The organism is Aliivibrio fischeri, from assembly GCF_009727955.1.
Lineage (GTDB): Bacteria > Pseudomonadota > Gammaproteobacteria > Enterobacterales > Vibrionaceae > Aliivibrio > Aliivibrio fischeri_A.
Window position 1 is genome coordinate 1152677 of the sequence record NZ_WOBR01000004.1, and the last position, 25852, is coordinate 1178528.

Genomic DNA, 25852 nt, shown 5'->3' on the forward strand with positions numbered 1-25852 from the left:
TCCTTGCTTATAATTATGGTTTACTGAAAAACGAATAAGAAAAGTCTACCCGTTGATCAATATCAAGAATAATCGCTTGTTCAGAGCTTAAACGTCGGAAAAACCGAAGTGTTAAGCGTTTTACCGCGTTTTATTCGCATCGTCTATATTCAATCAATTAATATCCTGCTAATTGCATGAATCCAGAAGCTTGATGTGAACCCGTTGTTGTTATTGGTCCTTGCCAATAAGGAATAAATGCATCTAACCACTGTTCATTTCTCATTACTTGAGTGGTTAAATTAATATCGTATTTTGGAATATTTATAATCCATTGTAGCGGCACTTTTCGACCATTTTTTAGTTGGCGAGCAGGTAAAGTTTGTAAAGTGAGATCTTCTTCACTAAGTAACGTATAACTGCCATCCTTTCTCAATAAGGCGCCAAATTGATATGGAGGATGATCTTGGTATCGATATTGTGTCACTACTAACTTAGTTTGATTATCCAAATTAACAACAAACCAATCTCTGCCATACTGATTTTCATCAAAAAAGCCACTCGCCCATTCATGCTCTAATAAACCTTGTCCTGTAATCGTATAAGTTTGATTATCGAAGGTAACGCTGCCGCGCACAGCAATAAAAGGCTCTATGTATTCATAAGAAGCGATAGGAAGAAAATCGTGTTTCTTTAAATAGCCATTTTCCCCCATCAGAACAGGGAACGTATTGGAATTAAGAGATAACTTTAGAGAAAAATCATCAGAAGATGCCGCTAATCGCCCTGGAAATGGTGTTCTACCTAAACTTCTCCATTCCCAATCATCAATCCAAACTCGATATGGGCGTTGGCTTATCCCTACCTGTCCAATACCACCACGAGCTAAACGTTCAGCAAACCATTTACCGTTTTTCGTTGTTATCACGACCTTAGCAATATACAAACGAGGATCTAACCACCCCTTAGTTTCTCTATCGTCATTAGAAACTCTAAACATACTCCACTGTATGCCAATCGCATCACCATTTTGATTTTTGGCATTCACCGTCATTAGCCATTTTTCATGCTGATATTCAGGATGTTCTTGATAATCTTTAGGAAAAACGATGGGAGTATCAGGTAAAACGGGTTCAAAAAAAGCCCCATCCGTATGAGAAAAGATGGTGCTTGCTTCCCCGTTTCTTTCTACGTTTATCTGCTGCCAATTAAAGTAATAAGCGAGAGCACAACCTAAAATAGCAATCAAAATCAGCACTGATATTATCAAGCTACTGTTCTTTTTATTTTGGTTTTGCATTACAAAGATTCCCTTAATGAAGTAATGGCTTGTCGCTTTGTTACTCTCCAAATGGTTCCAGCGCCAGCAACAGTTAAGGCCAGTAAAGTCCATAAGAACGTAATGGTATATTCTTTAGGGAAGTAATGGATTTCCATTGTCCAACCAAAAGCGTATTTCATAACAATATCAATCAATAACTGTGACAAAATCAGCCCTAACGGCAATGCAATAAGAATGGTAAATAAGCCAATAACCAACAACTGTAAGCCACCAAGCAGCACCAACTCTTTGCCAGACAGTCCTAAACATCGCAGTAATGCAGTTTGTCTTTGTCGTGATATTTCACCAACCAATGTGGCAAAAAACAGACCAAAAACAGCGATAACTAGCGTCAGATTACCAAGGGTTCCCGTAACAATAAATGTTCTATCAAACACACGCATTGCCTGTATTTGAATATTATTATTATCGCTAACCTGCTCTGCAGATAATCGATACTGTTTTAATACTCGCCCAATTAATTCGGTTCTTTTTGATTGATCCGTTAGCACAACACCAATCCCGGTTTTACCCTGACCGCCAAACGCTTTTAACCACGTTCCATGAGAGAGTAACAATTGGTTATACGGATTTCCGTAATCATAATACACCCCAGAAATCTGCCAATTGTTCCCCATAGGAGCAGGAAGATCGATATAATCACCCGGTTTTAGGTCCCATTTCAATGACATAGATTCACTGATTAATACATTGCGTCCATGATGAAGCGAATACCAGTAATCAGGAATCGCCACTTTCATGGTTAACGCATTTTTCTCACCCTCAGTAGAACCGGTACTGATGATCTCTAAATTGCCGAACTCTGTTTGATAATCAATCTTCCACTGACGCCACACAGACTTCACTTCAGGTTGTTTTTCTAACCAATAACTGATTCGTCCAGCCGACGCTTTACTTGGTTCAATATAGATATCAGCAGCCAAACGTTGCTCTAACCAATTGTTAGTGGTTGCTCTAAAGCTGCCCACCATGGTTTCCACGCCAATATTAGAGGCTAGCGCAAGCATAAAGGCCATTGCCGCCACACCACGATAACTTAAGCTTGCCGCTGAATCAGAGAAGAACCAACGAGCTTTTGCTGATGGCAATGTATAAGAAAGCCAATCAAAAAACTTCCAAATAATAAACGGGGTTAACAACCCAATACTTATCATTAAGAAGCCAATCAACATAAACCCATTTCTGTGGCTATGAGGTAATAAATTTATCAGATAAGAAGCAACCAAAATCACACAAGCGATGATAGCTTGAACTTCAAACTCTTTACCTGCAAAACGAGCTAAGGATAGACGAGCAGTTAAACGAATTGGCTCAATGGTTAAAAGACGGTACAACGGCCAACCGCAAGCTAATACACACCCTAATACGGCCATTAGTAGACTTTGATAACTCCAATCCCAACTCCATGAGATTAGTAAATCCACTTCAGCGTTATACAAAGAATACAAACTGTTCGATACCGTCGGCATTAATTCATTTGCCAACAATAAGCCAAAAAAGTTACCACTTATCCAGCCAATAATGATCCAAATGATCACTTCGAGGCTCATGGCCATAATCAATTCTTTGGTTGATACACCGATTTGACGTAGCGTCCCAACCAACGGCTGTCTCTGTACAAAAGAGAGCGACATGGCTTGATAGAAAATAAAGAGACCAACGATAAAAGAGAGCATTCCCATCGCGAGTAAATTGGTGTGGAAAGCATTCGTTAACGCCGTTAAGCCAGATTCTTTATGGGTTTCCAGTTGCAGCCCTCTAGGAAGCATACGCTCCAGACGCTCTTTTTTCTGCTCAGACATCTCTCCACAAAGAATGATACTAAAGCCTGCTTTGTGGCCTAACATCTTAGTCAGTGCAATATCTGAAAACAGTCGAGAGCCCGCCAGTCGATTTTGTTTATCAACAATAACGGGGCCAATATTGGATTGGTTTTTTAGCTCAATATAATCGCCATCTTTTAAGCTAAAATACGAAGCTAAAGGCTGACTGATCAATACCGGGAATGGAGGACGCATTAAAGACAACATATTGTCTGTGTTTGCTAAGTTCCCTGATGATATTTGCATTAAGGCAATAGGATCGATACCAACCATAGAGATATCAATCTTTTCATTGGTTTCTAAATGCAAGGTTTGTATAGGCATGCAAGAGGTGTAACCAGCTCGACGTAAATTAATATAAAACGCCTGAGGGATAACAACATTATCTTGAATAGAGCGAATACGATTAGGAAAAGGGTTTGAGAAAAGCTTTTCGCCTTCGCTATAACTGACTTTAGCGTGATGGTTTATCGCTAGAACACCAACAAGTAAAGCAACTCCGAGTGTTAAACCAAGCCACACTAAAAAGATTTGCAACGGATGTTTACGGTAGTGTCCAAGAAGCGCTTTAGCTACCGGAAATAACATTCAGTAAGCCTCCCTGAAGTTTAACTAAACCATCCATATGCTCTGCCACTTTCTCACTGTGAGTCACCAATAAAAGTGTGCAATGAAGATCACGAGATAATCGTGTTAACAAACGCATTACTGCTTCTGCATTTTTTTCATCTAGGCTGCCTGTTGGCTCATCCGCAAGTAATAATTTTGGCTCCATATACAAAGCTCGAGCAATCGCAGCTCGTTGCTGTTGTCCACCAGAAATTTCTTCAGGGTAACGACCAAGTAGAGGCATAAGATCAAGAGCTGAGATAATTTGACGCCATAACGCATCATCGTCTCTTAACCCTTTAAGTTGGCGACAAAAACGAATGTTATCTGCCACGCTTAACGTAGGAAGAAGGTTAAACTGTTGAAATACTAAGCCAATATTGTTTCTACGGTAAGAAGTTCGAGAACTTTGTTCAGGGGCGTGCATTGAAAAACCAGCGATATTAATTTCACCACTGTCTACACTATCTAGGCCTGCGATAAGATTTAAGAGGGTGCTTTTTCCTGAGCCACTTTCGCCCATTAATGCTATCTGAGCTCCTTGCTCAATTGTTAATTCTGCCCCTTGAAGGATTGGATGAAACTCGCCACCATCCAAATAACCTTTATTCAGGTTTGTCAGCTTTAACATATCCCCTCTCAAAAGATGTATTGTGATATCGGTAACAGAATCTACACTATTCCCCTTACTTCTTAAAGCTTTTTATGGCCTAACTCGCAGTTCGACACAGATATCGAACATAATGCTAACTTTTGCCACTTATCTACTCAATTCTTAAATCTATTTTTTTGATTTCATTAAATAAATTTTCCAGTTCACTTATTCATTTCATCATGTCTCAAAAGTAATGATTAAATTAAGTAGATGGTCATAAATTATACTAGAATCAAATAGTATTAATAAAAAAAGCAATTAGGAAAAGGATGGATTCTTACAAATGACTCATAGGATAATTATTGTTGGTGCATCAGGGTACATAGGATCTCAGTTAATTCCGCTGTTATTAGAGCAAGGGCATCAGGTTATTGCCTGTGCCCGAAATATCCAGTATTTAACAGATAGAGTTCAGCACCATCCTAACTTACGTTGTGAATACCTTGATTTAGAAGATAAAACAACAATCGAACCACTATTGTCTGATTGTGATATTGGTTATTTCTTAGTACATGGTATGTCACACGGTCACGATTTTATTAATTACGAAATCTCCTTAGCTCAAAATTTTGCAGATGCCGCCAAACAATCCCAACTGAAACGGATTATCTATTTAAGCGCATTACAACCAGAGAATCATCAGTCACAGCATTTACTGGCTCGACAAAAAACCGGGGAAATTCTTCGCTCTACCGGCATCACCACCATCGAAATTCAATCGGGTATTATTATCGGAGCAGGTTCTGCAGCTCTTGAGATCATGACCGATTTTATCAATCACTTACCCATCATTCTCTGTCCTAAATGGATTCATTCTCAAGCCAATCCTATCGCCATTGATAATCTAAATGATTACCTCATTCAATGTCTTGATATCGAAGTTAATGATTCACTTTCCCTAGAAGCTGGAGGACCAGATACCGTTACCTACTTTCAACTTTTTCAACTTCTGGCTAAACGACTTAATAAACCCATAAAAATTATTCCCACTCGTTTTATTTCACCCAAATTTGCTGGGTTATGGCTTGGTATTATTACCTCGGTTCCATCAGAGTTAGGACGTGCGCTTCTCGCAGGGATAGACCATGATTTACTTGCAGATAACTCCAAAATACAGCAACTCATGCCTCAAACTCTCACCCCACTATCTGAAGCATTGAAATTGGCTAATCATACTTCTACCAATAGTCTACAAGGTGAAATATGGGGATTTGACCCAAGTGCACTGCGTCGCTGGCAACCCGATTACGGTTACTACCCTAAACAAGCCGGAGCCAGTTTTACAACTAACGCATCGGCTAGTTCACTGTGGAAAGTGATATTGCGACTTGGAGGGCCTGAAGGCTACTTCTTTGCCAATGGACTATGGCGAACCAGAGAGTGGCTTGATCCACTGCTTGGCGGCTCTTTTCCTATACGAAGAAAACCAAAATCAGATCAGCTGCAACTGGGTGACTACATTGATTCTTGGAAAGTGATCCGTTGTGAAAACAACGAATTTTTATCCCTATTATTTGGAATGACCGCCCCAGGGTTAGGACGACTCGAATTTTCAATAAAAGAGCTTGAAAACAACACCAGAGAGTTAGATGTTCGTGCTTGGTGGCACCCAAAAGGGTTTTGGGGATTAATGTATTGGTTTGCGATGTTTCCTGCACACCTTTTTATTTTCAAAGGCATGGTAAAAGCGATATGTAAAAAAGCCGAAAAAGAATAAAAAGGATAAAAAGGATAAAAAGGATAAAAGAAGTTATACCATTCTGGATAAGTAGTTGTTCAGATAATTGCGTAGAAAGAATCGATTATAGCAAGGCATAAATTACAGTAACTAGTGGCTCTAATTACAAAATTTATAACGCTGATATAATCGATTTTAACAAGCAAGAATGATCAAATACTTATGTAGATTGGTATTAGAATAGGAAAAATAAAAAATGGGCTCTACTAAGAGCCCATCCAATCTCGATAATCGATTATTTTTTCACATTAAATGAAAATGGAATTTCACCTAGCTGAGTACCGTGGTTATGAGGGTAAATTAAGTACTCTCCATGGTACTTCACTTTTGATTTGTAATCCGAGCGCTTATGCACCATTAATCCATGCTCAAAAGCAGATTCAACAAACTCATGGTGATTACCACGAACATAACAAGTCAGTGGTTTAATTAACTCTTCACTTTCAGCATCAAAGCATGATTCAAGTTGAGTAGAACAAATAATGAATGAATGGTCACCATCAGAAAACAGCGAGGCTTTTTCTAATACTTCATATTCAGTCGTTACGCACCACTCTTTCTCTTCTAACGATTCGCTCCACGCCATAATCGCAGATTTAGAAATAGATGCCGCTTGCTCAACAGGCGCTAACTCAGCGTATAAACGAGAGTATTGTTCAAAACGCACAGGTAATTGAGTACCAGTCCCTTTTGTACGCCCTTCTTTTTGCCAAGTCATCAAATCTTTTGCAACGCAATGTGCAAAACGTTGAGACTTAATTGCAGTTGTTACCCAACGAATTAAAAAGTGGTTTGCACTTACCGGGTTTTTAGGTAAACGGCCACTGTCTTTAGACTCTTGTAAATCACCAAGAGCACTATTAATTACTCGTTGAATTTCTTGATAATAATCAACTGCTTTTTTTTCTTTACTCATTTACGCTTTTCGTCCAAACACAAAATAACAACCAAAAGATAATATAGAACATGCTGCCATGGAACTTACCATAGGCCAAGCCGAATCAGAAGGGAACATTGCAATACACGCCCCAACCAATGAGCCAGTACCAAAACGTAAGGTACCCGCTAATGATGATGCTGTACCTGCCATTTTAGGGTAGTGACTTAATAATAAGCCCATGGTGTTACTACCTATGGTAGAAATACAACCAACAAATAAAACAACTGGAACCACTGTACCCCATAAACCCCAATCAAGTAATTGACCTACAACCATCAAAATACCCGCGAATAACTGGATTGAAATACCTAGTTTCACCATGTTATGTGAGCCCATTTTCTTAACAATGCGGCCATTGATCGTGGTCATAATAATTAAGAACACCACATTAAGGCCAAACAGATAACCAAAGTTCGAAACACTCACACCATAAATATCAATGTAAACAAACGAGCCAGCGGTTAAAAATGAGAACATACCAGCGAAAGAGAACGCACCAGAAAAAATCAAACCAAGAGATACGGGGTTTTTAAATAACGAGCGGTAATTTCGTAGTGACGTCATTAGCCTAAACGGTGAACGGTTCTCTTCTGTTAAGGTTTCAGGAATACGCCATAAAATAGCCAAAATAATCAGCACAGCAAAACCCGCTAGCAACCAGAAAATAGAACGCCAGCCAAACCACACCGCCATGTGTCCACCCACCATAGGGGCAACCAGAGGCGCTACTGTCATCACCAAAGTAATGAATGCCATCATTCGTGCGAAATCTTCTTTATTAAACATGTCACGAACAATAGCTTGAACCACTACCGCAGAAGCCGCACCAGCAACACCTTGTAAAACACGAATGTACATCAAGGATTCAATGCCACCGACTAAAGCACCAATGACCGCACAAATAGCAAATAAAACCGTGCCAATAATCAAGACTGGGCGTCGACCATAACTGTCAGCTAATGGGCCATGAATCAATTGGGCAATGGCAAAACCCGCAGTATAAGCGGTTAATGTCATCTGTACTGAACCAGAAGTAACGCCTAAATCAGAAGCAATACTTGGCATCGCAGGTACATACATATCAATAGCTAATGGAGTAAGTGCAGAAATTGCACCTAAAATAATAACTAATAGTATGCTTAATTTTGGGGGCTCAGAAAGAGCAGTTTCAGCGGATGACATAACGGCGATACCAATAAAATAAAACAGCAGGACAGGAGTTCAAATAGTATCACGCTCTACTATAGTGCGCCTTTTATATTCGATCTCTTTGTAAGAATTTACAAAAAAAAACGACGAGACATAAATGCCACGCCGTTTTTAATATTGGATTGATAAGGCAGATCAATTATTCGCCAAACACCGCTTCAACTTCTTCTTCAGTTAAGTAACGGTACTCGCCTGGTTCTAGAGAATAATCCAAACCTAAACCACCGATTTGAGCACGGTGTAAACCTTCAACTTTATTGCCTAAAGCAGCAAACATACGCTTAACTTGGTGGTATTTACCTTCATGGATAGTTAATAGAAGTTCGTGTTCTTCTTCATCAACAATTTCCATTACTGCTGGCATCGTTAGATCTTTTTCGCTCTTAAGCTGAATACCCGCTTCCAATTTCTCAGCGTAATCAGCACCAATTGGATCAGCAAGCCATACACGGTATGTTTTCGCACATTTACGTTTTGGTGATGTGATCTTATGTGACCATTGACCGTCATCCGTAATAAGTACTAAACCGGTAGTGTCTACATCAAGACGGCCTGCAAAATGCAGCTTCTCAAGATTCACTTCATCTAATAAAGAGAGTGCAGATGGGTGCGTACTGTCTTCATGAGAACATACATAACCATCTGGTTTAAATAGCATAATGTAGCGAGGGCCATGGAATTTCAGTTCACGTCCATCCCATTCAACTGTTGAATCATCTGTTACTTTTACAGATGTTACTTTTGTTTTCACGCCATCAACAGTAACCGTACCACTTTTAATGATTCGAGTTGCTTCTTTACGAGTGGCACCTAATGTTTCGCACAAAAATTTATCTAAACGCATGAGAACCTCATTTCAATATTCTGGCGCATTATACCCAAACCTTTTAAAGATGCGAGCATCAACCCAGATTTGTTAGTGTGCGCCGCCGGCCATAGGATCAGGCTTGCCATTCGATTTAACAAAAAACATCAAAACCGCAGCAAAAGCAAGGAAGCAGGACATCATAAAAAAGACATCATTATACGCCATGATCGCCGCATCTCGCTGCATAGTTAACGTCAATGATGCTTTGGCTTGCTGCATTGCCGTTGTCGGATCGCTGCCTTTAGCTACAAACATCGCCGCACTCTGGTTTAATTGATACCAACCATCCGTGCTCACACTAGTTAACGTTTCTTTAATGTGCGCCAAATGCTCACGTGTTTTGTTGTCCAATAACGTCGCAATAAACGCAATACTGAACGCACCACCAAGGTTTCTCAGAACATTAGTAATGGTTGATGCATCGGCCACTTCTTGTTTTTGGATCCCTTCCATTGCCACCAATGACAAAGGAACCATAATAAACGGACTGCCAATCGCACGTAATATCATGGAGAAAATAAGCTGATCACCACCAAATAAATAACTCATGTGTGTATTTACAAAACAGCTAATACCAAACATAGAGAAACCAAAGAACACCAAATATTTTGCTTTAATGATCTGCGTTAATTTCGGCACTAATGGGAAGATCAATAATTGAGGAAAACCCATCCACATTAGTACTTCACCAATCTCCAAGGCGTTATAACCTTGAATTTGGATCATATACATTGGCAACACATAGATAGAACCCAGCAGCGCCATACCCAAAATCAAATACGCAATACACGACATGGCAAACTGACTTTGTGTTAATAACCGCAAGTTCACCAATGGTTTTTTATGCTGCAACTCATTGATAATAAAATAGGTTAAGCTGATAACTGAGATAATAGACAACGTAATGATAAAGCTTGAGCTAAACCATTCTTCACGGTTCCCTTCTTCAAGTACCACTTCTAAACAACCCAAACCTATCGCCATCGTGATAATACCAAGCCAATCGGCCTTCAATAAGCTTTCTAGCTTTAATGGCTCATCATCCAGACCGTAATTCACCATACACAATAAAGCGATTGCTGGTGGTAGGTTGATATAAAAAATGTAATGCCAAGAGAAATGCTCAGTTAACCAACCACCAAGCGTTGGACCAATAGAAGGAGCAAAGGTCGCCGTTACCCCAAACAGAGCCATCCCCACCGCACGTTTGTTCACAGGTAATAAATGAACTACAAGGGAAAACGCAAGAGGAATTAACGCACCACCACTAAACCCTTGAATGGCACGAAACACAATCATCGAGCCCATGTTCCATGAAAAAGAACACAGTAGTGAAGCAACGGTAAATACGACGGTTGTCCATGTTAGATAACGACGTTTACCAAGCGCTACAGACAACCAACCACTTAATGGAATCGCTATCATTTCAGCAACAAGATAAGAGGTGGAAATCCAAGAACTCTCATCCATGGTTGCCGATAATGCACCTTGAATGTCTTTTAAAGATGAGTTGGTGATTTGGATATCAAGGATCGCCATAAAGGCACCAATCAAACCACCAAATAATGCTATCCAATGACGACGTGGGATCTCAGGTTCAAGTGGTTTTTCAACCACTTCACCTTTAGGAATACTTACCGATTGACTCATGCTTAACCTCGGGTATCAACAGTCGCAACCACAGACAGACCCGGGATTAATTTACCATCCAGTAAATCAGTATTTAAAATGCTGATCTTAACCGGCACACGTTGCACAATTTTCGTAAAGTTACCCGTTGCGTTCTCTGGTGGCAGAAGCGCAAATTTAGCACCAGTTGCTGGCGAGAAGCTTTCTACAATCCCTTTTAGGTGCAGATCAGGGTAAGCATCAAGATCGACAAACACTTTTTGACCATGATGAATTTTTTCTAGCTGTGTTTCTTTAAAGTTCGCTTCAATCCACACTTCTTTGGTTGGAACCAAGCTAAGTAATGGCATTCCTGCTTGAACTAATAGGCCTTCACGTAAGCTGCGTTTACCAACGATGCCATCAATTGGCGCGTAAATCTTAGTATAAGATAAATTCAAATTCGCTTGGTCTAACGCCGTTTTTGCTTGGTTTAGCATTGCATTTGCTTGACCGATTTGGCTTTCAATTACGTTGATTTGCTCTTTCGATGCTTGGTAATTCGCTTTTGCTGCATCTAGATTCGCAATCGCCACTTTCAAATGTGAAACGTTATTATCCAATTCATCTTGTGAAGAGTAATTCTTTTTAATTAACGCTTTTGTACGTTTTACTTGTTGTTGAGCACGCTCAAGATCCGCCTGTGCCGATTCAATTTGGCTCGCAGCCTGACGAATTCGGATATCTTGCAATTTACGCTCAGCATTTAAATTCGTAATTGCCGCCGCATTAACAGCCACATTGGCTTCCGCTTTTTCTTGTTCAGCTAAAAAATCACGGTCATCAATGGTTGCCAGTAAATCCCCAGCTTTTACTTTCTGATTATCTTCAACTAAGGTTTGTTGAATATAACCACCTACTTTTGAGCTGATTGTCGTGATATCGCCTTGAAGGTACGCATTATCCGTTGATTGGAAATACTGACCGTAGCCATACCAATAACCGGCACCCAAGGCGCCACATAAAATAAAAATGACTGTTGCGATTAACGGTGCTTTATTTTTCTTCTTTTTTAATTCAGTCACTGAGGCTTTACCTATCTTTATAAAATTCTAATATTGTGGATAGAGAGTATAAAACTAAAAAGATTAATTGATTAGATAGGAAAAAAAGGAAACACTGTTGCAGAATTCTTACTAATGATTAGGTTACGCCCTTATGATGGATTTAAATAACATCACACTATTAAACCAAGTTGTTGATTCAGGTAGCTTTACTCAAGCTGCAACGAATCTCGGAATGACAAAATCAACAGTAAGCCGAAAATTAGCAGAGCTTGAAGAGCACCTAGGTGTGAAGCTCATCACTCGTTCAACACGAAAATTAGGCCTGACTCAAGAAGGGGAAATCTTTTATCAAGCCAGCGTAAAAGTTCTCGATATCATGCAACAAACCGAGTTAGAACTCACCGCAAACCAAAACCTCATTCGTGGTCATCTAAATCTAGCCATGCCAGTAGAAATTGGACATAACGTCATGTCTGATTACATCAATAGCTTTTTAAAACGTTACCCAGAAGTCTCGATTAACCTTGAAATGACCAACCGTGAAGTGGATATTATTGGTGATGGTATCGACTTATACGTACAAATTGGGGAAATCAACGACTCTTCTTTAGTGGCAAGAACCATTGATTTTTCAGAGCGTATTATTGCCGCTAGCCCTGAGTATTTAAATAACTATGGCTATATTCAAACCCCTGAAGATCTCCAAGCCCCTCACCATCAAATTAAAGTAGTTAATGCAGTAAAAGTGCCTAATCTTTACTTTAATCAGGTCGATAAAGCGATTCGAGTTAACTTACCCTACCGCTTAAAAGTCAATACCGTTACCGCTTGTAAATCCGCCTGCTTGAGTGGATTAGGTATTGCTTCATTACCTGAATTCATCTGCCGTGAGCACATTAACAATGGTGAGTTAGTACGAATTTTGCCTGATTGGGATTTACCACGGGTGGCTATTAGCTTGGTATTTCCTCAAAATAAATTGCTACCAAAACGCTTAAGAGCCTTTATTGATCATGTACTTGAACGCTTTGAATCCAAAAATGCATCAAGAAAATAAAGCGAAATAAACAACAAAAATTACATCAATTTTTATTTATCCGTTAATTTCACTTGCCAGTAAGGCCATTCATCGAATACGATGCGATGGTCTATTACACATCACTGGATTTTTCGTGGTACAACTGTTTCGATTACTGATCATCTGTTTATGCTTAGGGGTAAGTTCGCTTGCTCAGGCATCTTCATATCAGCAAAACAGTGACACCGTGATTGCCGATTTCACTATCGAGCAACATTCTACCATTCAAGTGAACCTTACTTTAGACCCGTCATTGACACATCAAGTTGACTTCTTAACTTGCAATGTCGCTGACACTCCAAGCAATACACTCTCTTCCCATTCTCAAAATTCTTCTCAAGGCCATAATGTTAATCTTGGTGTAGGTAACTCATCTCGTATGGCAAACCTAGCACGCCATGAGCCAGAAGAAGTTTTCCCTGTTTATGAATTAGCATTAGAGATCCCAGCGATCCCTTCTGAACAATTAACCATTGGTTATCAAGAAAAACCAAAACCAAGTGTTGATTGGGCGTTATACAGCTATTCATCGGTTTCTCGAGTCTCTGCTTGGAAAGAAAGTAACCTCCTCTACAGTCATCGACTGTTTCCTGCAGCTTAATTTCACACTCAAAATCCATCGATTTATCACTTAGTTATTTCTGTACTTATACCAATCTATATAAGCATTTGATCTAGCTAGATTTGTGACTTTTTCGCATACGCATTGTCGTATGTGAGGTGAAATTATTATGCAAAGAAAACAACCAATACAACGACTGAACCATTATTCTAAATGGAAATACATCGTACTTATTACGACCCTTGTTATTCTATTATTGAGTGCGATCCCGACTTGGTATGGTGAAGATGCCGCTGTGCAAATCACCAACAAAGATGGACACATTCCATCGGTTGTATCACTACAAAACACCCTAACCGAGCAAGGCATTAACGTAAAACGCATCGAACAAAAAGGCGATAAAACCATCGTTATTTTGAAAGATGAAGCACAACAAGTTGCTGCTAAAGATATTCTAGGTTCAGTGATTGATGAAAGCCAAAAAGGCACCACACTAGCATTGTCTCTTGCACCTGCTGCACCAGCTTGGCTGCAAAACATGGGCTTTGAACCAATCAAACTCGGCCTTGATTTACGTGGCGGCGTGCAATTCTTACTGGATGTGGACGTAAACCAAGTTTACCAAGCACAACGTAACGAATTAGCTGACTCGCTAAAACAAGAGCTACGTGAAGAACGCATTCGCTCAGTTCGCTTACAAAAAGTAGACAGCGATACGCTCGTGGTTCACTTGCCTTCTGAAGAAGCAAGCCACGCAGCTCGTCAATTCATTCATAAAAACTACCCTACTTGGCAAATCACCAATGATGACGGTTTTGATCTTAAATTAACGCTAAAAGAAGATGAAAAAATTGCCGTACGTAATCTAACAGTACAGCAAAACCTTCAAACCATGCGTAGCCGTATTGAAGAGTTAGGTATTACCGAAGCACTGGTTCAGCGTCAAGGTGAAAACCGCATTCGTATCGAGCTTCCAGGTGTTCAAGATCCAGCAGCAGCGAAAAACGTTATCGGTGCGACAGCAAGTCTTGCTTTCTACGCAGTAAAAGAACAAGGCACTGGCAGCACAATGGTTATTCCTGACCAAAACGGCCAACCAGTTCGTGTAGGTAGAAAACCAGTACTAACAGGTGATCACATTGTTGATGCACGTGCGAGTCTTGGTGAAATGGGCATGGCAGAAGTAAACATTGTTCTTGATAGTTCAGGCGGCAAAATCATGTCTGAGTTCTCTCGTCACAATGTGGGCAAGCCAATGGCAACCTCATACAACGAATACAGCCGTGATAGCGCAGGTAACACAGAGCAAAGTAACCAAATCATCAGTGTTGCGACAATTCAAAGTCAGCTAGGCAGCCGCTTTAGAATCACAGGTTCTGGCTCGCTTCAAGAATCTCAAGAACTTGCTCTACTTCTACGTGCTGGTTCATTAACTGCGCCTGTAACCATCGTGGAAGAACGTACTATTGGTCCAACGCTAGGTGCTGAAAACATCCAAAACGGTTTTGCGGCTTTAGGTCTTGGTCTTGGTTTAACGCTGCTATTTATGGCGGTGTGGTACCGTCGCTTAGGCTGGGTTGCCAACATTGCACTTATTGGCAACATGGTAATGCTATTTGGTCTGCTTGCTCTTATTCCGGGTGCGGTTCTTACCCTTCCGGGTATTGCAGGTCTTGTACTGACTGTAGGTATGGCAGTTGATACCAACGTACTGATATTTGAACGTATTAAAGATAAACAGAAAGAAGGTCGAACATTGGCTCAAGCCATTGATAGAGGCTTTAGTAGTGCATTTGGTACCATTTTCGATGCCAACTTCACCACCATGATTACCGCCGTGGTTCTATACACCATAGGTAACGGCCCTATCCAAGGCTTTGCATTAACACTGGGCTTAGGTCTATTAACCAGTATGTTCACCGGCATCTTCGCTTCACGTGCCATTATCAATTTAGTTTGGGGTCGTGATTCTCGTCATGATGTTAGGATTTAAGTTATGTTTATAAATATGAAAAATGCAACAAAATGGCGTCACATGACGAGTGTGGTTTCGGTATGTTTAATGATTTTCGCATTAACCATGATCGCAACCAAAGGCCTTAACTGGGGCTTAGATTTTACTGGCGGTATCGTGAGTGAAGTTCAAATGGATAGCAAAATCACCAACAGTGAAATTGCACCATTATTGGATGCAGGCTTTAAACAAGATGTTGCTGTTATTGCCTCTGGTGAGCCGGGTCGTTGGGTTCTACGTTATGCGATTCCACCACATGGTACTGAGCTTCCACCACTGACTGAGGTACTTGCTCCTCTGCATACCGATGTTCAAGTATTAAATACCAGTATCGTTGGTCCACAAGTAGGCCAAGAGCTAACTGAGCAAGGTGGCATGGCGTTATTGGTGTCAGTATTGGTTATCTTAGCGTACTTAAGCTACCGTTTTGAATGGCGTTTGGCTTCTGGCTCTTTGTTTGCCCTAACCCACGATATCGTGTTTATACTTGGTTTCTTTGCTGCGACTCAAATGGAGTTTAACTTAACCACCCTAGCCGCTATTTTGGCGATTTTAGGTTACTCGTTAAATGACTCTATCATCATTGCAGATAGAATTCGTGAGCTGTTAATTGCCAAGCCTGAGTTATCTATCCAAGAGATCAATAACGAAGCGGTTGCGGCAACCTTCTCTCGTACTATGGTGACATCAGGTACTACCCTAATCACTGTTGGTTCTTTATGGTTATTAGGTGGCGGTCCACTAGAGGGCTTTGCGATTGCGATGTTCATCGGTATCGTGACAGGTACTTGGTCTTCTATCTCGGTAGGTACAAGTTTACCTGAATACTTTGGTTTGAACTCAGAGCACTACAAGCCAAAACCGATTTCTGAAGAGCCGTAAGAATTGGTTTAGATAGAAAGTAAAAAGCCGCAGTGAATGCGGCTTGATGTTGGGGGATCTGGTTTAGGCTAGATCCCTTTTTTGTGGGTGTTCACTATATCATTTTAGTTCGTTATCGACAAAAAATATGTTAATGATATTAATACTGCATAAATGATTTAATTATAACCTGCAATGCGGACAATTCATTAAATATACAGATTGCCTTTTCACCGATAGGAACTATCCGCATCGTCAAAGAGATTAATACCAAATGCGATACATACTTCCATTTTAAGATAAATATTAATAATTTATCGTAATAATCAAATGAAATGGTACAATCATACTCCTAATTATTTTACTGTATGGTTGTCATGAAACTCGGACAATTTATCAAAAACTATTTTCCAGAGTGTGATCTTTCCGCTCATGAAAATATCACCCTTTCAGAAGCGTGGGGAGTTGGTACTAAAGAAGACTTAAATAAGATCTTAAGTTGGCCCCCAAATGTATTTATGATCATATACTCATTATTAGAGTACACTGATAAATACCGATTAATGGTGTCTCCTCAACCCCATTTCACTTGGGATTATCAGCAAGATAATATAACAGTACAATTTATTACAACTGAATGGTTAGCTCTTATATCGGTTCAAAGTGGCAAACAAAATACCTCATCTATATCATCGTATATTAATCTAAAATATGCTCTTGGGGAGGTTTTTAGTTCCCAGAACTTTGATACTGATATATATGATTTAATGAATACATCGACATTCGCAACATGTGCAATACACCTTCTTTTAGCCGTTGATGAGCTCTTTTCTGATGTGGATATATGTAATTATAAGCTTGAAAACAGACTTCAATTATTATTATTGATGAGACAAAGTTTTGGCATAGGTCAACGAAAAAACCTAGCAGATAATGATTGCAAACTGGGCTTCGTAACATATAAAACTAGCGTCCCCCAAACAGGTTTGACACTTAATAACTTGACTCACTCGCTCACATGTATCAAACCTTCAGTACTACCTGAAGTTGTTGCTAACAAGCATATAAAGCAGGGCTACAATAAAAAGTCATATAATATTTTGTTTTTACCTTGGCCGTTTACAATAGAAAGTGATGCTTTTAAACCAGCAACAAGTCAAATCAAAATGGACGGTTACTTTGGCTCATTCGATTATCTTCCTGAGGATAAATACGAACCTTCAAAATTTTTACAAGCAATTTTGGCTACGCTTCATCGTTGCGGCACTATAGATCTCATCGTTTTTCCAGAATGTGCCCTTAGTGATAAAACGTTTAATAAATATATGACTCTTATTCATAATTTATTTGACGGGAATGCTCCTTCAATTTTGTCAGGCACTTTTGGGAGCGATGGTTCTGTCAGCACAAACAAAGCTAAATTATCATTTGTGGGTGAGTTAGGTATTGATACTATTGAACAGTCTAAACACCACCGTTGGTTTTTGGATGAAAATCAAGTACGCAACTACAACTTAGCTTCTTCTCTAGACCTCAGCAGAAAATGGTGGGAAAATATTTCGATTGACAGACGTCATTTAGTTACCTTACATACTACTAATGGTGTTAAATTGTGCCCTTTAATATGTGAAGACTTAGCACGTCAAGAACCTGTAGCTCAGGCTGTTAGATCTGTTGGCCCAAACTTAGTTGTTAGTTTATTGCTTGATGGCCCCCAACTGGACTTCCGTTGGCCAGGGAAATATTCAGCTGTATTATCCGATGATCCTGGTTCATCTGTTTTATCTGTAACTGCACTTGGTATGACACAGAGAGCTACAGGTCTTGGGCATCCACCTAGCAGACAGGTCGCTCTATGGAGTGAACCTGGAGGAGGGGCCGAAACTTTGAAAATTGACGAAGATGGCTTAGGTATTGTTATTGAACTAGAGCTTAAAGATGAACCTATGTGGACTATAGATGGCCGTAAAAAAGTAAAACCTGTATTAAGGAAAAAAAAGCACACTACAGTTTTGCCACGAGATGCTAATATAAACAATACAAACGTACCAAATTTGCAAACTGAGCTCCGTAAGATAATCAAGAAATTAGGAGGTATTAAATGACATTAGAGTTATATGAAAAACAACTAGTTCGTTCAATCCTCGACTTAGTTACCCATAATCGTGACTTTGCTGTAGACTTTTTTAATAGTGAAAATATCTTAGAAGATAGAGTAGAGTTAAGAAAAAACCTGCTTCCTATTAAAGAGTTTGTATTAGAGCACCGTAATGACGACGAAGATAAGTATAAAAAAGAGCTTAAAATTTTCGTTAGCCACAACATAACAGACGCAGACATTAAAACGATCTTTAACAACTCTCTCTCTATTGAAGAGTAATTCTAAAGCTATCCTATTAAGTTGATACTTATCGACTGAGATATTTGAATAGCATAGATTTTCATATCATTCCCCCGCAAACTCTGTTTGTGGGGGTTTTATATTGAGTCTAACATTTAAGCTTCAAATGCATCGTTTTGTTTATCTTAAAATATACTTTACTAACAACTTTGAGTCAGAAATAATTCAGAACAATTGATAATACATCACAAGCAAACTTCCTACTCCCCCAAAACATAACGAGTACTACGACCACCCGCTCCTGCTTTAACCAAGCAACCAAGCTCAACTAAGGTTGCTAAATGCCGAGTTGCAGTAGGCTTACTTACCTTTGCTACTTTATGGTATTGAGAGGTGTTAATTCCATCTTCAAAATCCCCATCTAACATTCGGTTAAGCACTTTTACTTGCTCTTCTGTCAGCTTGGTTTGATCAACCTTGCGCCAAAAGTTGGTTTTAAAAATCGTTCTGTCTATTTCGTTAAAGACTTCTGCAAATGTGCTATCAAGAGTTTCAAAAAACCATTGTAGCCAAGCGGTAATATCTAACTCCCCTTTTTGGGTTTGCTCTAAAATCTCATAATAGCTTTTGCGATTCGCCAAGATACCAACTGACATCGCATAGAATCGAACCGATTGTTGTTCTGCTTGCGCTAATGCGAGATCCGTAAGTAGACGAGTGATTCTTCCATTACCATCATCAAGCGGATGAAGCGTCACAAACCACAAATGCGTTATTGCCGCTCTTAATAGAGGATCTAACGAAGCATCGCTTTTTGATGTGTTGAACCAATCAATAAACTGACTCAATTCACCATCAAGAATATCTCGGCTTGGCGCTTCAAAATGAACCACAGGACGGTCAATGCGACCAGATACCACTTGCATAGGTTCATCACCACGCAATTGCCCACCCACCACAGGGTTAAACATGGTGTAACCTTGAGGAAATAAGCGATCATGCCAATGTAAAATACGATCAAGAGTTAAAGGAGTATCTAAATTTTCTACCGCATCAAGCATGATCTCGGCAAGGCCATCGGTCTGCTCAGTGGTTGGAAAAGGTCTTTCTTCACTTAACCCTAATTTATTCGCTAAAGAAGAACGCACCGAAAACGCATTTAACGTTTCACCTTCAATTGCGCTTGAGTGGACAATATTGGCGAGTAATGTATCAAGCATGGTTTTTTCTTGGTCTTGACTCGTCATCTTCCCTAGCAAGATCCCTTGATTGAATCTTACCGACCTTAATAACGGTTCAATAACTTGTTCATTCCAATAAAAGTGAGGCCATTTATCTTGCTGCCATATCCACATAACGCCTTCCTCTGATTTAATTTCGCTTAATCTAATCACAGTATGATGCGAATAGCTTACTTATTCAAATCATTTTATGATGCGAATAGCCCACCTATTCAAATCATAAAGTGATGTGATTAAGCCTATTATTCGCATCAATAATCTAGAGAACTTAAAACGACGGCTTTAATTGCATGTGTCATATAGCACACAAATGACTCATTACTTAATCAAGGGTCACACTTATACTTAAGGGTAGCTACCTCAAATATTTTACTTAATTAACTAATATCTATTACCTTTGGTATGACAAAAATCAACCATTCTAGGTAGACTCGGGAAATCATTTAATTAATTTCTTAGCTTATGTTTAGATTAAATCGAGTCAAAGCGGAAAATGAAGCTCTAAAAAAAGAGTTATCTGACCTTAAAAATAAATACCAAACAGATATTCAGAAATTAGAAGATCAGCTCCAAGAAGCTAAACAGCAAGTCATCTCAGTACAGCAAGATTATCAAAGTAGCGACGGTTTGATTTCGAGCAGTTTAAAAGGTGGTGATATGCTTCAAACCATTCGAACTGCGATGGTTGAAAGCGCTCAATCGATGGCGCAAGAGAATGAAAACCTAGAACAACTTAGCGAAGTCTTTAAACAAACCCATCAAGCCCTCACTCGACTTGACAATAGAGCCGTAGAAATAAGCTCTCAAACAACCCAAAGCATTCACTCTGTTCAAATATTAGATGAAACGGCTAACTCCATCTCTCATCTTGTCTCTACTATCCAAGAAATTTCTGACCAAACAAACTTACTTGCTCTCAATGCAGCGATTGAAGCGGCTCGTGCAGGTGATGCAGGCCGAGGGTTTGCTGTTGTTGCTGATGAAGTAAGAACCCTAGCAAGCAAAGCCAGTGACGCTAGCGAACAGATTGATTCGCTAGTGAACCAAGTATTAACTCAAGTGGATGCCATTAAAATATCTATCGATGAAAACCAAAAGTGTGCAGAAGAAGTATCGGCCTCTTCGGCACAAATTGGAACTATCGTAAATGAGGTCGTTGATAAATCAGAGCACATGAAAGAGATCATTTATGTCGCTTCAACAAGAGCCTTCCTTGATACGGTGAAACTTGACCATGCGATTTGGAAAAACAATGTTTATCGCTTACTGCAAAAACACTCATTCGACGAAACCGTTAATACTCACTCTGAATGTCGATTGGGTCAGTGGTACTACAAAGGAAGTGGCAAAGCTTATAATCATCTAAAAAGCTATGCTCTACTGGAAGAGCCTCACAAGGCTGTTCACGACAATGGACGTAAAGCCATGAGTAAAGCTCAAACTGGTAATATGGCCGGTATGATTACATCAATTAATGCAATGGAAGATTCAAGCGAACAAGTCGTAATCCAAATTGATCGTTTAATGGATGAAATCGTTGCAGATAAATAAAGTAATGTATCTCCATTCGATTATGGGCTTGAGTGAATTATCAAGCCCATCCCACTACTAAAAAGTATTCACATCATTTTGTGATGCGAATAACCCAGCTATTCGCATCAAAACCAACTTTTGACTCATAATTCAGGACGGTTAAATAAAATCCTAAAATGATTCTTTAAAATATCCGTAAGTTAGTAATCGATAATCACCTGCTCTGTTGGTAATTTTTTCCGATACTCGATAAGTTGTGCAATAAGGTTACTGACTACCATTATGCCCATAATAGAAACTTGGATTGTGCTGAACGATTCCCCCATCAAGGTAGCGCCAAGAACCATAGCAAGGATAGGGTTCAACGTCCCAAAAAAACTCAGTTCATTAGTAGAAATCATTGGTATTGTGTAGATATAAGCACCATAAGCCACAGAAGTTAACCCTACAGTTAACCAAATCATAGCAGCCCACTGCTCAGCATTAGTAGGAATTGCAGTAACAAAGGATTTCCCACTGAATGACATTTCCCAATAAGCCATCGGAATCAATATAAGTCCGCCAAATATCAACTTCCAAGTTAACAGCTTCCACCAATGTATTTTTTTCATCACATGTTTTGCAACAACACTTCCCCCAATAAGAGCGGTCATAGCGCCAACTAGAAGAAGCACAGCAGTAAGACTTACTGGAACCGAGCTGGTAATAAACAGATAAGCAGAACAGCTAATTAGAACCAATGCTGATATCAGTTGGATAATCGAAGGCTTAACCTGATGGAATATTCCCATGATAGCTAACCCAACAACTGGCAATGCCACCATACCAACGCCGACCAATGTGCTAGGGATCTGCATAGCTGCAGCAAATAACAAACCAAAAAATAGAGCGATATTTAAAAATCCGATTAATAGTAAAGCTGGTAACTCTGAAAGCTTAGGGAATGTAGGTTTAAGCAATAGGAGTAGTAATCCCGCAGGTAATGCTCTCCAGACTGATAAAGCAAACGGCGACCAACCAACGAACTCCGAAGACACAATTGCGTAAGTTGTCCCCCAAAGAAGAGGAGCTAGCATTGCCAAAAATATTTTCATATCACATCTCTTTTTATGTTTACGTAAACATACTTTACTTAAACATAATTACTTAGTAAAGTTAAATCAAGTTGGATGGTTACTCATCACCTTATGCATAATGGACCGTTCTCCGAATACAAAAGAAACTAAATCAAGGAGTTAGACTGGAATGCTATCAATATTAATAAAAATAATTAGGTTTGGACTTAAAATAAGTACCTTTCTACTGATTGAGGTTATATCTTTGGCTTATATGATTTTTCGCATCATTGGTGAGGTGAGGAAGATCGTCTTTTATGGTATAAAGTTACGTGTTTTGAAGTATCGAAACAAAAATAGAAATTAACAAAATCATAAGACGTAGGGATTAGCTTGAATATCAGCATCGAAAAAGTGACAGAGCAATGGCTATTAGCAGATAAGAGTCTAAATAAAGACACGGTTGAACTTGCGACGTTTTTTGTTCGATTCGGGTCACTAGTATCTGAGGCTAGAAATAATTTCTGTAAGAATCATGGCGTTAACGTTTCAGAATTCGATGTTCTTGCTACACTATTTCGCTCTGGAAATCCGTATGAGCTGACAGCAAAAGAACTGAAAGAACGTACGTTATTACCATCATCTGGTGCTCTGTCTAATAGAATTGAACGCCTAGATGCAAAAGGTCTGGTAGCGAGAAGACATCATTCCGTAGATAAAAGGTCAGTAATAATTTCATTAACTAACGATGGCATTGAATTTATGTCTGATGCTGCCCCTGCATTTTTTTCTGATATGGGAAAGTTATTTGAAGACTTAAACGATACACAAGTATTACAACTAAAGTCGATCTTTAATCAGCTACTTCCTTAATACGTTCGTGGTCTCGCTATAAAGTTTAAAATTAGATAGGCACTAAAAAGCCGCAATAAAATGCGGCTTAGATTACTCAACTTTTGATTGTGCATGCAGCTCTAAAATAAAGGCGATTTCTTCCTCATTTAAGCACGATTTACTGACGTATTGGCGCTGTTTACCAATATGAAAGATAAGCCCTAAATCACTTTGTTCAACTTGGTCGATGTCACTCCAAGAGATGGTGCGGGAGTTTTTGGTGTTTTTAAGGCTTTTATAACTCACACCGTTTGCGTCAACGTTAAACATCACTTTACTGCCAGATAGCGAGCTGATGGATTGTCGCCATAGCCACCACGTTCTCTTAAAATAAATACTGAACGCCTCAATAATACTTAACGCAATAAAGAACCAACCAATGTAACCATTAGGTAATAACTCAAGTTTTAATAACGCCAGACCAAAAAGAAAAAAGAGTATTCCTTTTAAATAGGCTTTCGGAAAGGTAATCGGCTGACTAGTTTGATCATAACATTCTGCAAAGAAGGTCTTGTCGAGAACGTATTCTGTGGTGACACTAAAATCTTTAGACATATAGGGCTACTTTACGGTTTTATGTGAATGAGTTTCTCAGGATGCTATCTCGCAACTCACGTATTGTACAGTTTCTCGATGCTTTTCTTTAACCATTTCAATCTTATTATTCGCATCATAAGTATTTCATTTTATATTTTTATCGTTAAAAATGAGCATCTCCCTCACCTTAACTTATTAATAATCAAAATAAACACCTAAATAATAAGTATTACTTATAATCAAGAGAAGCAATTGTCATTAGAAATTCCCTCCTCTAATTACCATAATCTCTCTCAACAAATAACTCGCATGGATTGCAAACAGCGTGGTTTTGATTTTTGTCCAGTGGTACTAGGTTGTTGATGTACCAAGAAAGTCTCTGTCATTGCACCAATGGAAAGGGTGATATTTTCTGCACTGACCAATTTAAGAGTCAGTAAATTTTGATAAGACTTTAGGTGATACATTATGAATAAATCTCTTTTAGCCGTTGTAGTATCAGGTGCTTTATTGTTGTCTGGTTGTTCTTCTTCAAGCGACTCTAGTGGTTCAGGGCAAACAAACCCGCAAACCCCTGTTATTCCTGATATTGATAACTCTCCAGAATGGGGCTTAGATGTTGGTGATGCTCCAGATTGGGGACTAGCTGACCCAGAATTCGGGCTTCCGGTACCATCTGTTCCTGATATTGATAACACACCTGATTGGGGAATAGATACAGGAACAAGCACTCCAGACAGGTTACCTCCTGTATGGGGTGGTCCAGAAATGCCACCAATCGATAATGGTCCTGAAGCTGGTTATACAATTTCAGGAAGCACTATCACTGATGCAAATGGCAATATCTTTACCATCACCGAAGTGAACTGGCATAGTCAGGCTATGGTAGTTAAAGATCAAGATGGCAATGTATATGAGGTAGAGATTGGTCGCCAAGGAAAATACGAAGGTGATTTCATTGTCTTTTTCGATGGTCAATCAATCGTGATTGGTGGTGATACCGTTCAAGGTGGTTTAAGACCATTTATGGAAAATTCAAGCCCAGAGATAGACCGTAACACTATCCGCGACTCTATTCGCTCTCGCTTAAACTAATGTTCCCTCGCTCCTAGTTACGTACTAGGAGCACCTTTCTAGGTTATAACATGAAAACCATTTCAATGACTTGCAGCGCAATGATGCTCTGTACTTCAGCTATTGCTGGAATTGATTTATCAATTGAAAAGGATGTCGTAGAAATTGGCGTTACTGCTGCTGTAACAAAAAATACCTATTTATATATTGGTGGGGACAGTGATAATTGGACAGGTATCGGTCTTGGTTATCATACATTTATTAATTCAAACTGGAAGCTAGCCTCTTACTACGAATACGGTCTAAGAGATGATTGGGTTCTAGAAGAGCTTGTTGGTATTGATGGCGTTAAAACCAAGACGCACCTGATTGATCTCTCTGCAACTCGATTCTTTGATGGGTATTCAGCAAAACTTGGTGTCACCAGTGAGTTTGTTCGTAATGGTTTTACGTGGATAACCGTTGATGATGCAAATAAATACTCAACCTATTTTGCTGGTGCAAAGTATTTTCAGCATACTTATCTGACAACTCGATTTGAATACCATTATGCTGAAGATAAATCAGACATGCTTGATTTTAACCAAGGGCAAGCAAGTGAATTGGAACTTTCAATGGGTACAATGCGTCCTATATGGCATATCTATCCATACGCAAAAGTATCTGCTTTCAACCCTCATGGTACTTATTATGGAATGACCGAGACCAATTATAGTTGGACTGTGGGTGGACGAATGTCATTCTAATTCGATTTATGAGTACACACAGCGTTTTAGGGATTGTGGTAATAACGCAAAATTACCACAAGGTTCCTATTCAACGTT

At 39.4% G+C, this 25852-nt stretch carries 22 protein-coding genes; 11 read left to right on the plus strand and 11 right to left on the minus strand.

Features of this window, described 5'->3' with window-relative positions; genetic code table 11:
• Positions 1–157: 157 nt before the first annotated feature.
• From GNP81_RS08610 to GNP81_RS08620, 3 genes are read right to left on the minus strand one after another with little or no spacing between them, the layout of a single operon-like run.
• The gene (locus GNP81_RS08610) at positions 158–1279 is read right to left on the minus strand and encodes a lipocalin-like domain-containing protein (protein WP_005418448.1); all 1122 of its coding nucleotides are present in this window, start codon (positions 1277–1279) and stop codon (positions 158–160) included.
• The gene (locus GNP81_RS08615) at positions 1279–3732 is read right to left on the minus strand and encodes an ABC transporter permease (protein ID WP_155673428.1); all 2454 of its coding nucleotides are present in this window, start codon (positions 3730–3732) and stop codon (positions 1279–1281) included. Before GNP81_RS08615 ends, GNP81_RS08610 begins: the two co-directional genes overlap by 1 nt.
• Positions 3713–4384: an ABC transporter ATP-binding protein gene (locus tag GNP81_RS08620; protein ID WP_005418445.1), complete on the minus strand. Its 672-nt coding sequence runs from the start codon at positions 4382–4384 to the stop codon at positions 3713–3715. The genes GNP81_RS08615 and GNP81_RS08620 overlap by 20 nt, the downstream gene beginning before the upstream one ends.
• 307 nt (positions 4385–4691) lie before the next feature.
• On the opposite strand from GNP81_RS08620, the gene GNP81_RS08625 reads away from it, so the two are divergent.
• The gene (locus tag GNP81_RS08625) at positions 4692–6125 is read left to right on the plus strand and encodes a DUF2867 domain-containing protein (protein ID WP_155673427.1); all 1434 of its coding nucleotides are present in this window, start codon (positions 4692–4694) and stop codon (positions 6123–6125) included.
• Between the two features lie 256 nt (positions 6126–6381).
• On the opposite strand, the gene GNP81_RS08630 is transcribed toward GNP81_RS08625, so the two are convergent.
• From GNP81_RS08630 to GNP81_RS08650, 5 genes are all read right to left on the minus strand, one after another.
• A complete protein-coding gene (locus GNP81_RS08630) occupies positions 6382–7062 on the minus strand; it encodes a DUF2913 family protein (RefSeq protein ID WP_005418441.1) in 681 nt (226 codons plus the stop codon).
• The gene (locus GNP81_RS08635) at positions 7063–8268 is read right to left on the minus strand and encodes a Bcr/CflA family multidrug efflux MFS transporter (RefSeq protein ID WP_005418439.1); all 1206 of its coding nucleotides are present in this window, start codon (positions 8266–8268) and stop codon (positions 7063–7065) included.
• Positions 8269–8434: 166 nt separating this feature from the next.
• Complete coding sequence (rsuA, locus tag GNP81_RS08640) at positions 8435–9139, minus strand: 16S rRNA pseudouridine(516) synthase RsuA (RefSeq protein WP_005418437.1); 705 nt, start codon at positions 9137–9139, stop codon at positions 8435–8437.
• Positions 9140–9211: 72 nt separating this feature from the next.
• On the minus strand, positions 9212–10813 hold the full coding sequence (locus GNP81_RS08645) for a DHA2 family efflux MFS transporter permease subunit (protein WP_155673426.1): 1602 nt from the start codon (positions 10811–10813) through the stop codon (positions 9212–9214).
• Between the two features lie 2 nt (positions 10814–10815).
• Positions 10816–11856 carry an HlyD family secretion protein gene (locus GNP81_RS08650; RefSeq protein ID WP_026029232.1) on the minus strand — a complete coding sequence of 347 codons (1041 nt, stop codon included), beginning with the start codon at positions 11854–11856 and terminating at the stop codon, positions 10816–10818.
• A gap of 136 nt (positions 11857–11992) precedes the next feature.
• Between GNP81_RS08650 and GNP81_RS08655 the strand changes: the two genes are divergently transcribed.
• From GNP81_RS08655 to GNP81_RS08680, 6 genes are all read left to right on the plus strand, one after another.
• On the plus strand, positions 11993–12895 hold the full coding sequence (locus GNP81_RS08655; protein ID WP_176721472.1) for a LysR family transcriptional regulator: 903 nt from the start codon (positions 11993–11995) through the stop codon (positions 12893–12895).
• Between the two features lie 115 nt (positions 12896–13010).
• On the plus strand, positions 13011–13517 hold the full coding sequence (locus GNP81_RS08660; protein WP_336495396.1) for a hypothetical protein: 507 nt from the start codon (positions 13011–13013) through the stop codon (positions 13515–13517).
• Between the two features lie 130 nt (positions 13518–13647).
• Positions 13648–15471, plus strand: coding sequence for a protein translocase subunit SecD (secD, locus tag GNP81_RS08665; protein WP_155673425.1), 1824 nt, complete (start codon positions 13648–13650; stop codon positions 15469–15471).
• A 3-nt stretch (positions 15472–15474) separates the two neighbouring features.
• Positions 15475–16374 carry a protein translocase subunit SecF gene (secF, locus tag GNP81_RS08670; protein ID WP_155673424.1) on the plus strand — a complete coding sequence of 300 codons (900 nt, stop codon included), beginning with the start codon at positions 15475–15477 and terminating at the stop codon, positions 16372–16374.
• A gap of 356 nt (positions 16375–16730) precedes the next feature.
• The gene (locus tag GNP81_RS08675; RefSeq protein ID WP_155673423.1) at positions 16731–18458 is read left to right on the plus strand and encodes a hypothetical protein; all 1728 of its coding nucleotides are present in this window, start codon (positions 16731–16733) and stop codon (positions 18456–18458) included.
• Positions 18455–18733, plus strand: a complete 279-nt coding sequence (locus GNP81_RS08680) for a hypothetical protein (RefSeq protein ID WP_155673422.1) — start codon at positions 18455–18457, stop codon at positions 18731–18733. The genes GNP81_RS08675 and GNP81_RS08680 overlap by 4 nt, the downstream gene beginning before the upstream one ends.
• Positions 18734–18954: 221 nt before the next feature.
• On the opposite strand, the gene GNP81_RS08685 is transcribed toward GNP81_RS08680, so the two are convergent.
• Complete coding sequence (locus tag GNP81_RS08685; RefSeq protein ID WP_155673421.1) at positions 18955–20049, minus strand: Fic family protein; 1095 nt, start codon at positions 20047–20049, stop codon at positions 18955–18957.
• A 348-nt stretch (positions 20050–20397) separates the two neighbouring features.
• Here GNP81_RS08685 and GNP81_RS08690 point away from each other — a divergent pair, with 348 nt between their 5' ends.
• Positions 20398–21486, plus strand: a complete 1089-nt coding sequence (locus tag GNP81_RS08690; protein ID WP_065622199.1) for a methyl-accepting chemotaxis protein — start codon at positions 20398–20400, stop codon at positions 21484–21486.
• Between the two features lie 182 nt (positions 21487–21668).
• Here the strand turns inward: GNP81_RS08690 and GNP81_RS08695 are convergent, their stop codons facing one another.
• A complete protein-coding gene (locus tag GNP81_RS08695) occupies positions 21669–22562 on the minus strand; it encodes a DMT family transporter (RefSeq protein ID WP_155673420.1) in 894 nt (297 codons plus the stop codon).
• Between the two features lie 354 nt (positions 22563–22916).
• On the opposite strand from GNP81_RS08695, the gene GNP81_RS08700 reads away from it, so the two are divergent.
• On the plus strand, positions 22917–23396 hold the full coding sequence (locus GNP81_RS08700; protein WP_155673419.1) for a MarR family winged helix-turn-helix transcriptional regulator: 480 nt from the start codon (positions 22917–22919) through the stop codon (positions 23394–23396).
• 72 nt (positions 23397–23468) lie between these two features.
• On the opposite strand, the gene GNP81_RS08705 is transcribed toward GNP81_RS08700, so the two are convergent.
• The gene (locus tag GNP81_RS08705) at positions 23469–23972 is read right to left on the minus strand and encodes a YcxB family protein (RefSeq protein WP_155673418.1); all 504 of its coding nucleotides are present in this window, start codon (positions 23970–23972) and stop codon (positions 23469–23471) included.
• 450 nt (positions 23973–24422) lie between these two features.
• On the opposite strand from GNP81_RS08705, the gene GNP81_RS08710 reads away from it, so the two are divergent.
• Positions 24423–25049, plus strand: coding sequence for a hypothetical protein (locus GNP81_RS08710; protein WP_005418380.1), 627 nt, complete (start codon positions 24423–24425; stop codon positions 25047–25049).
• Between the two features lie 50 nt (positions 25050–25099).
• Positions 25100–25774, plus strand: coding sequence for a hypothetical protein (locus GNP81_RS08715; RefSeq protein ID WP_005418378.1), 675 nt, complete (start codon positions 25100–25102; stop codon positions 25772–25774).
• Positions 25775–25852: the final 78 nt, after the last annotated feature.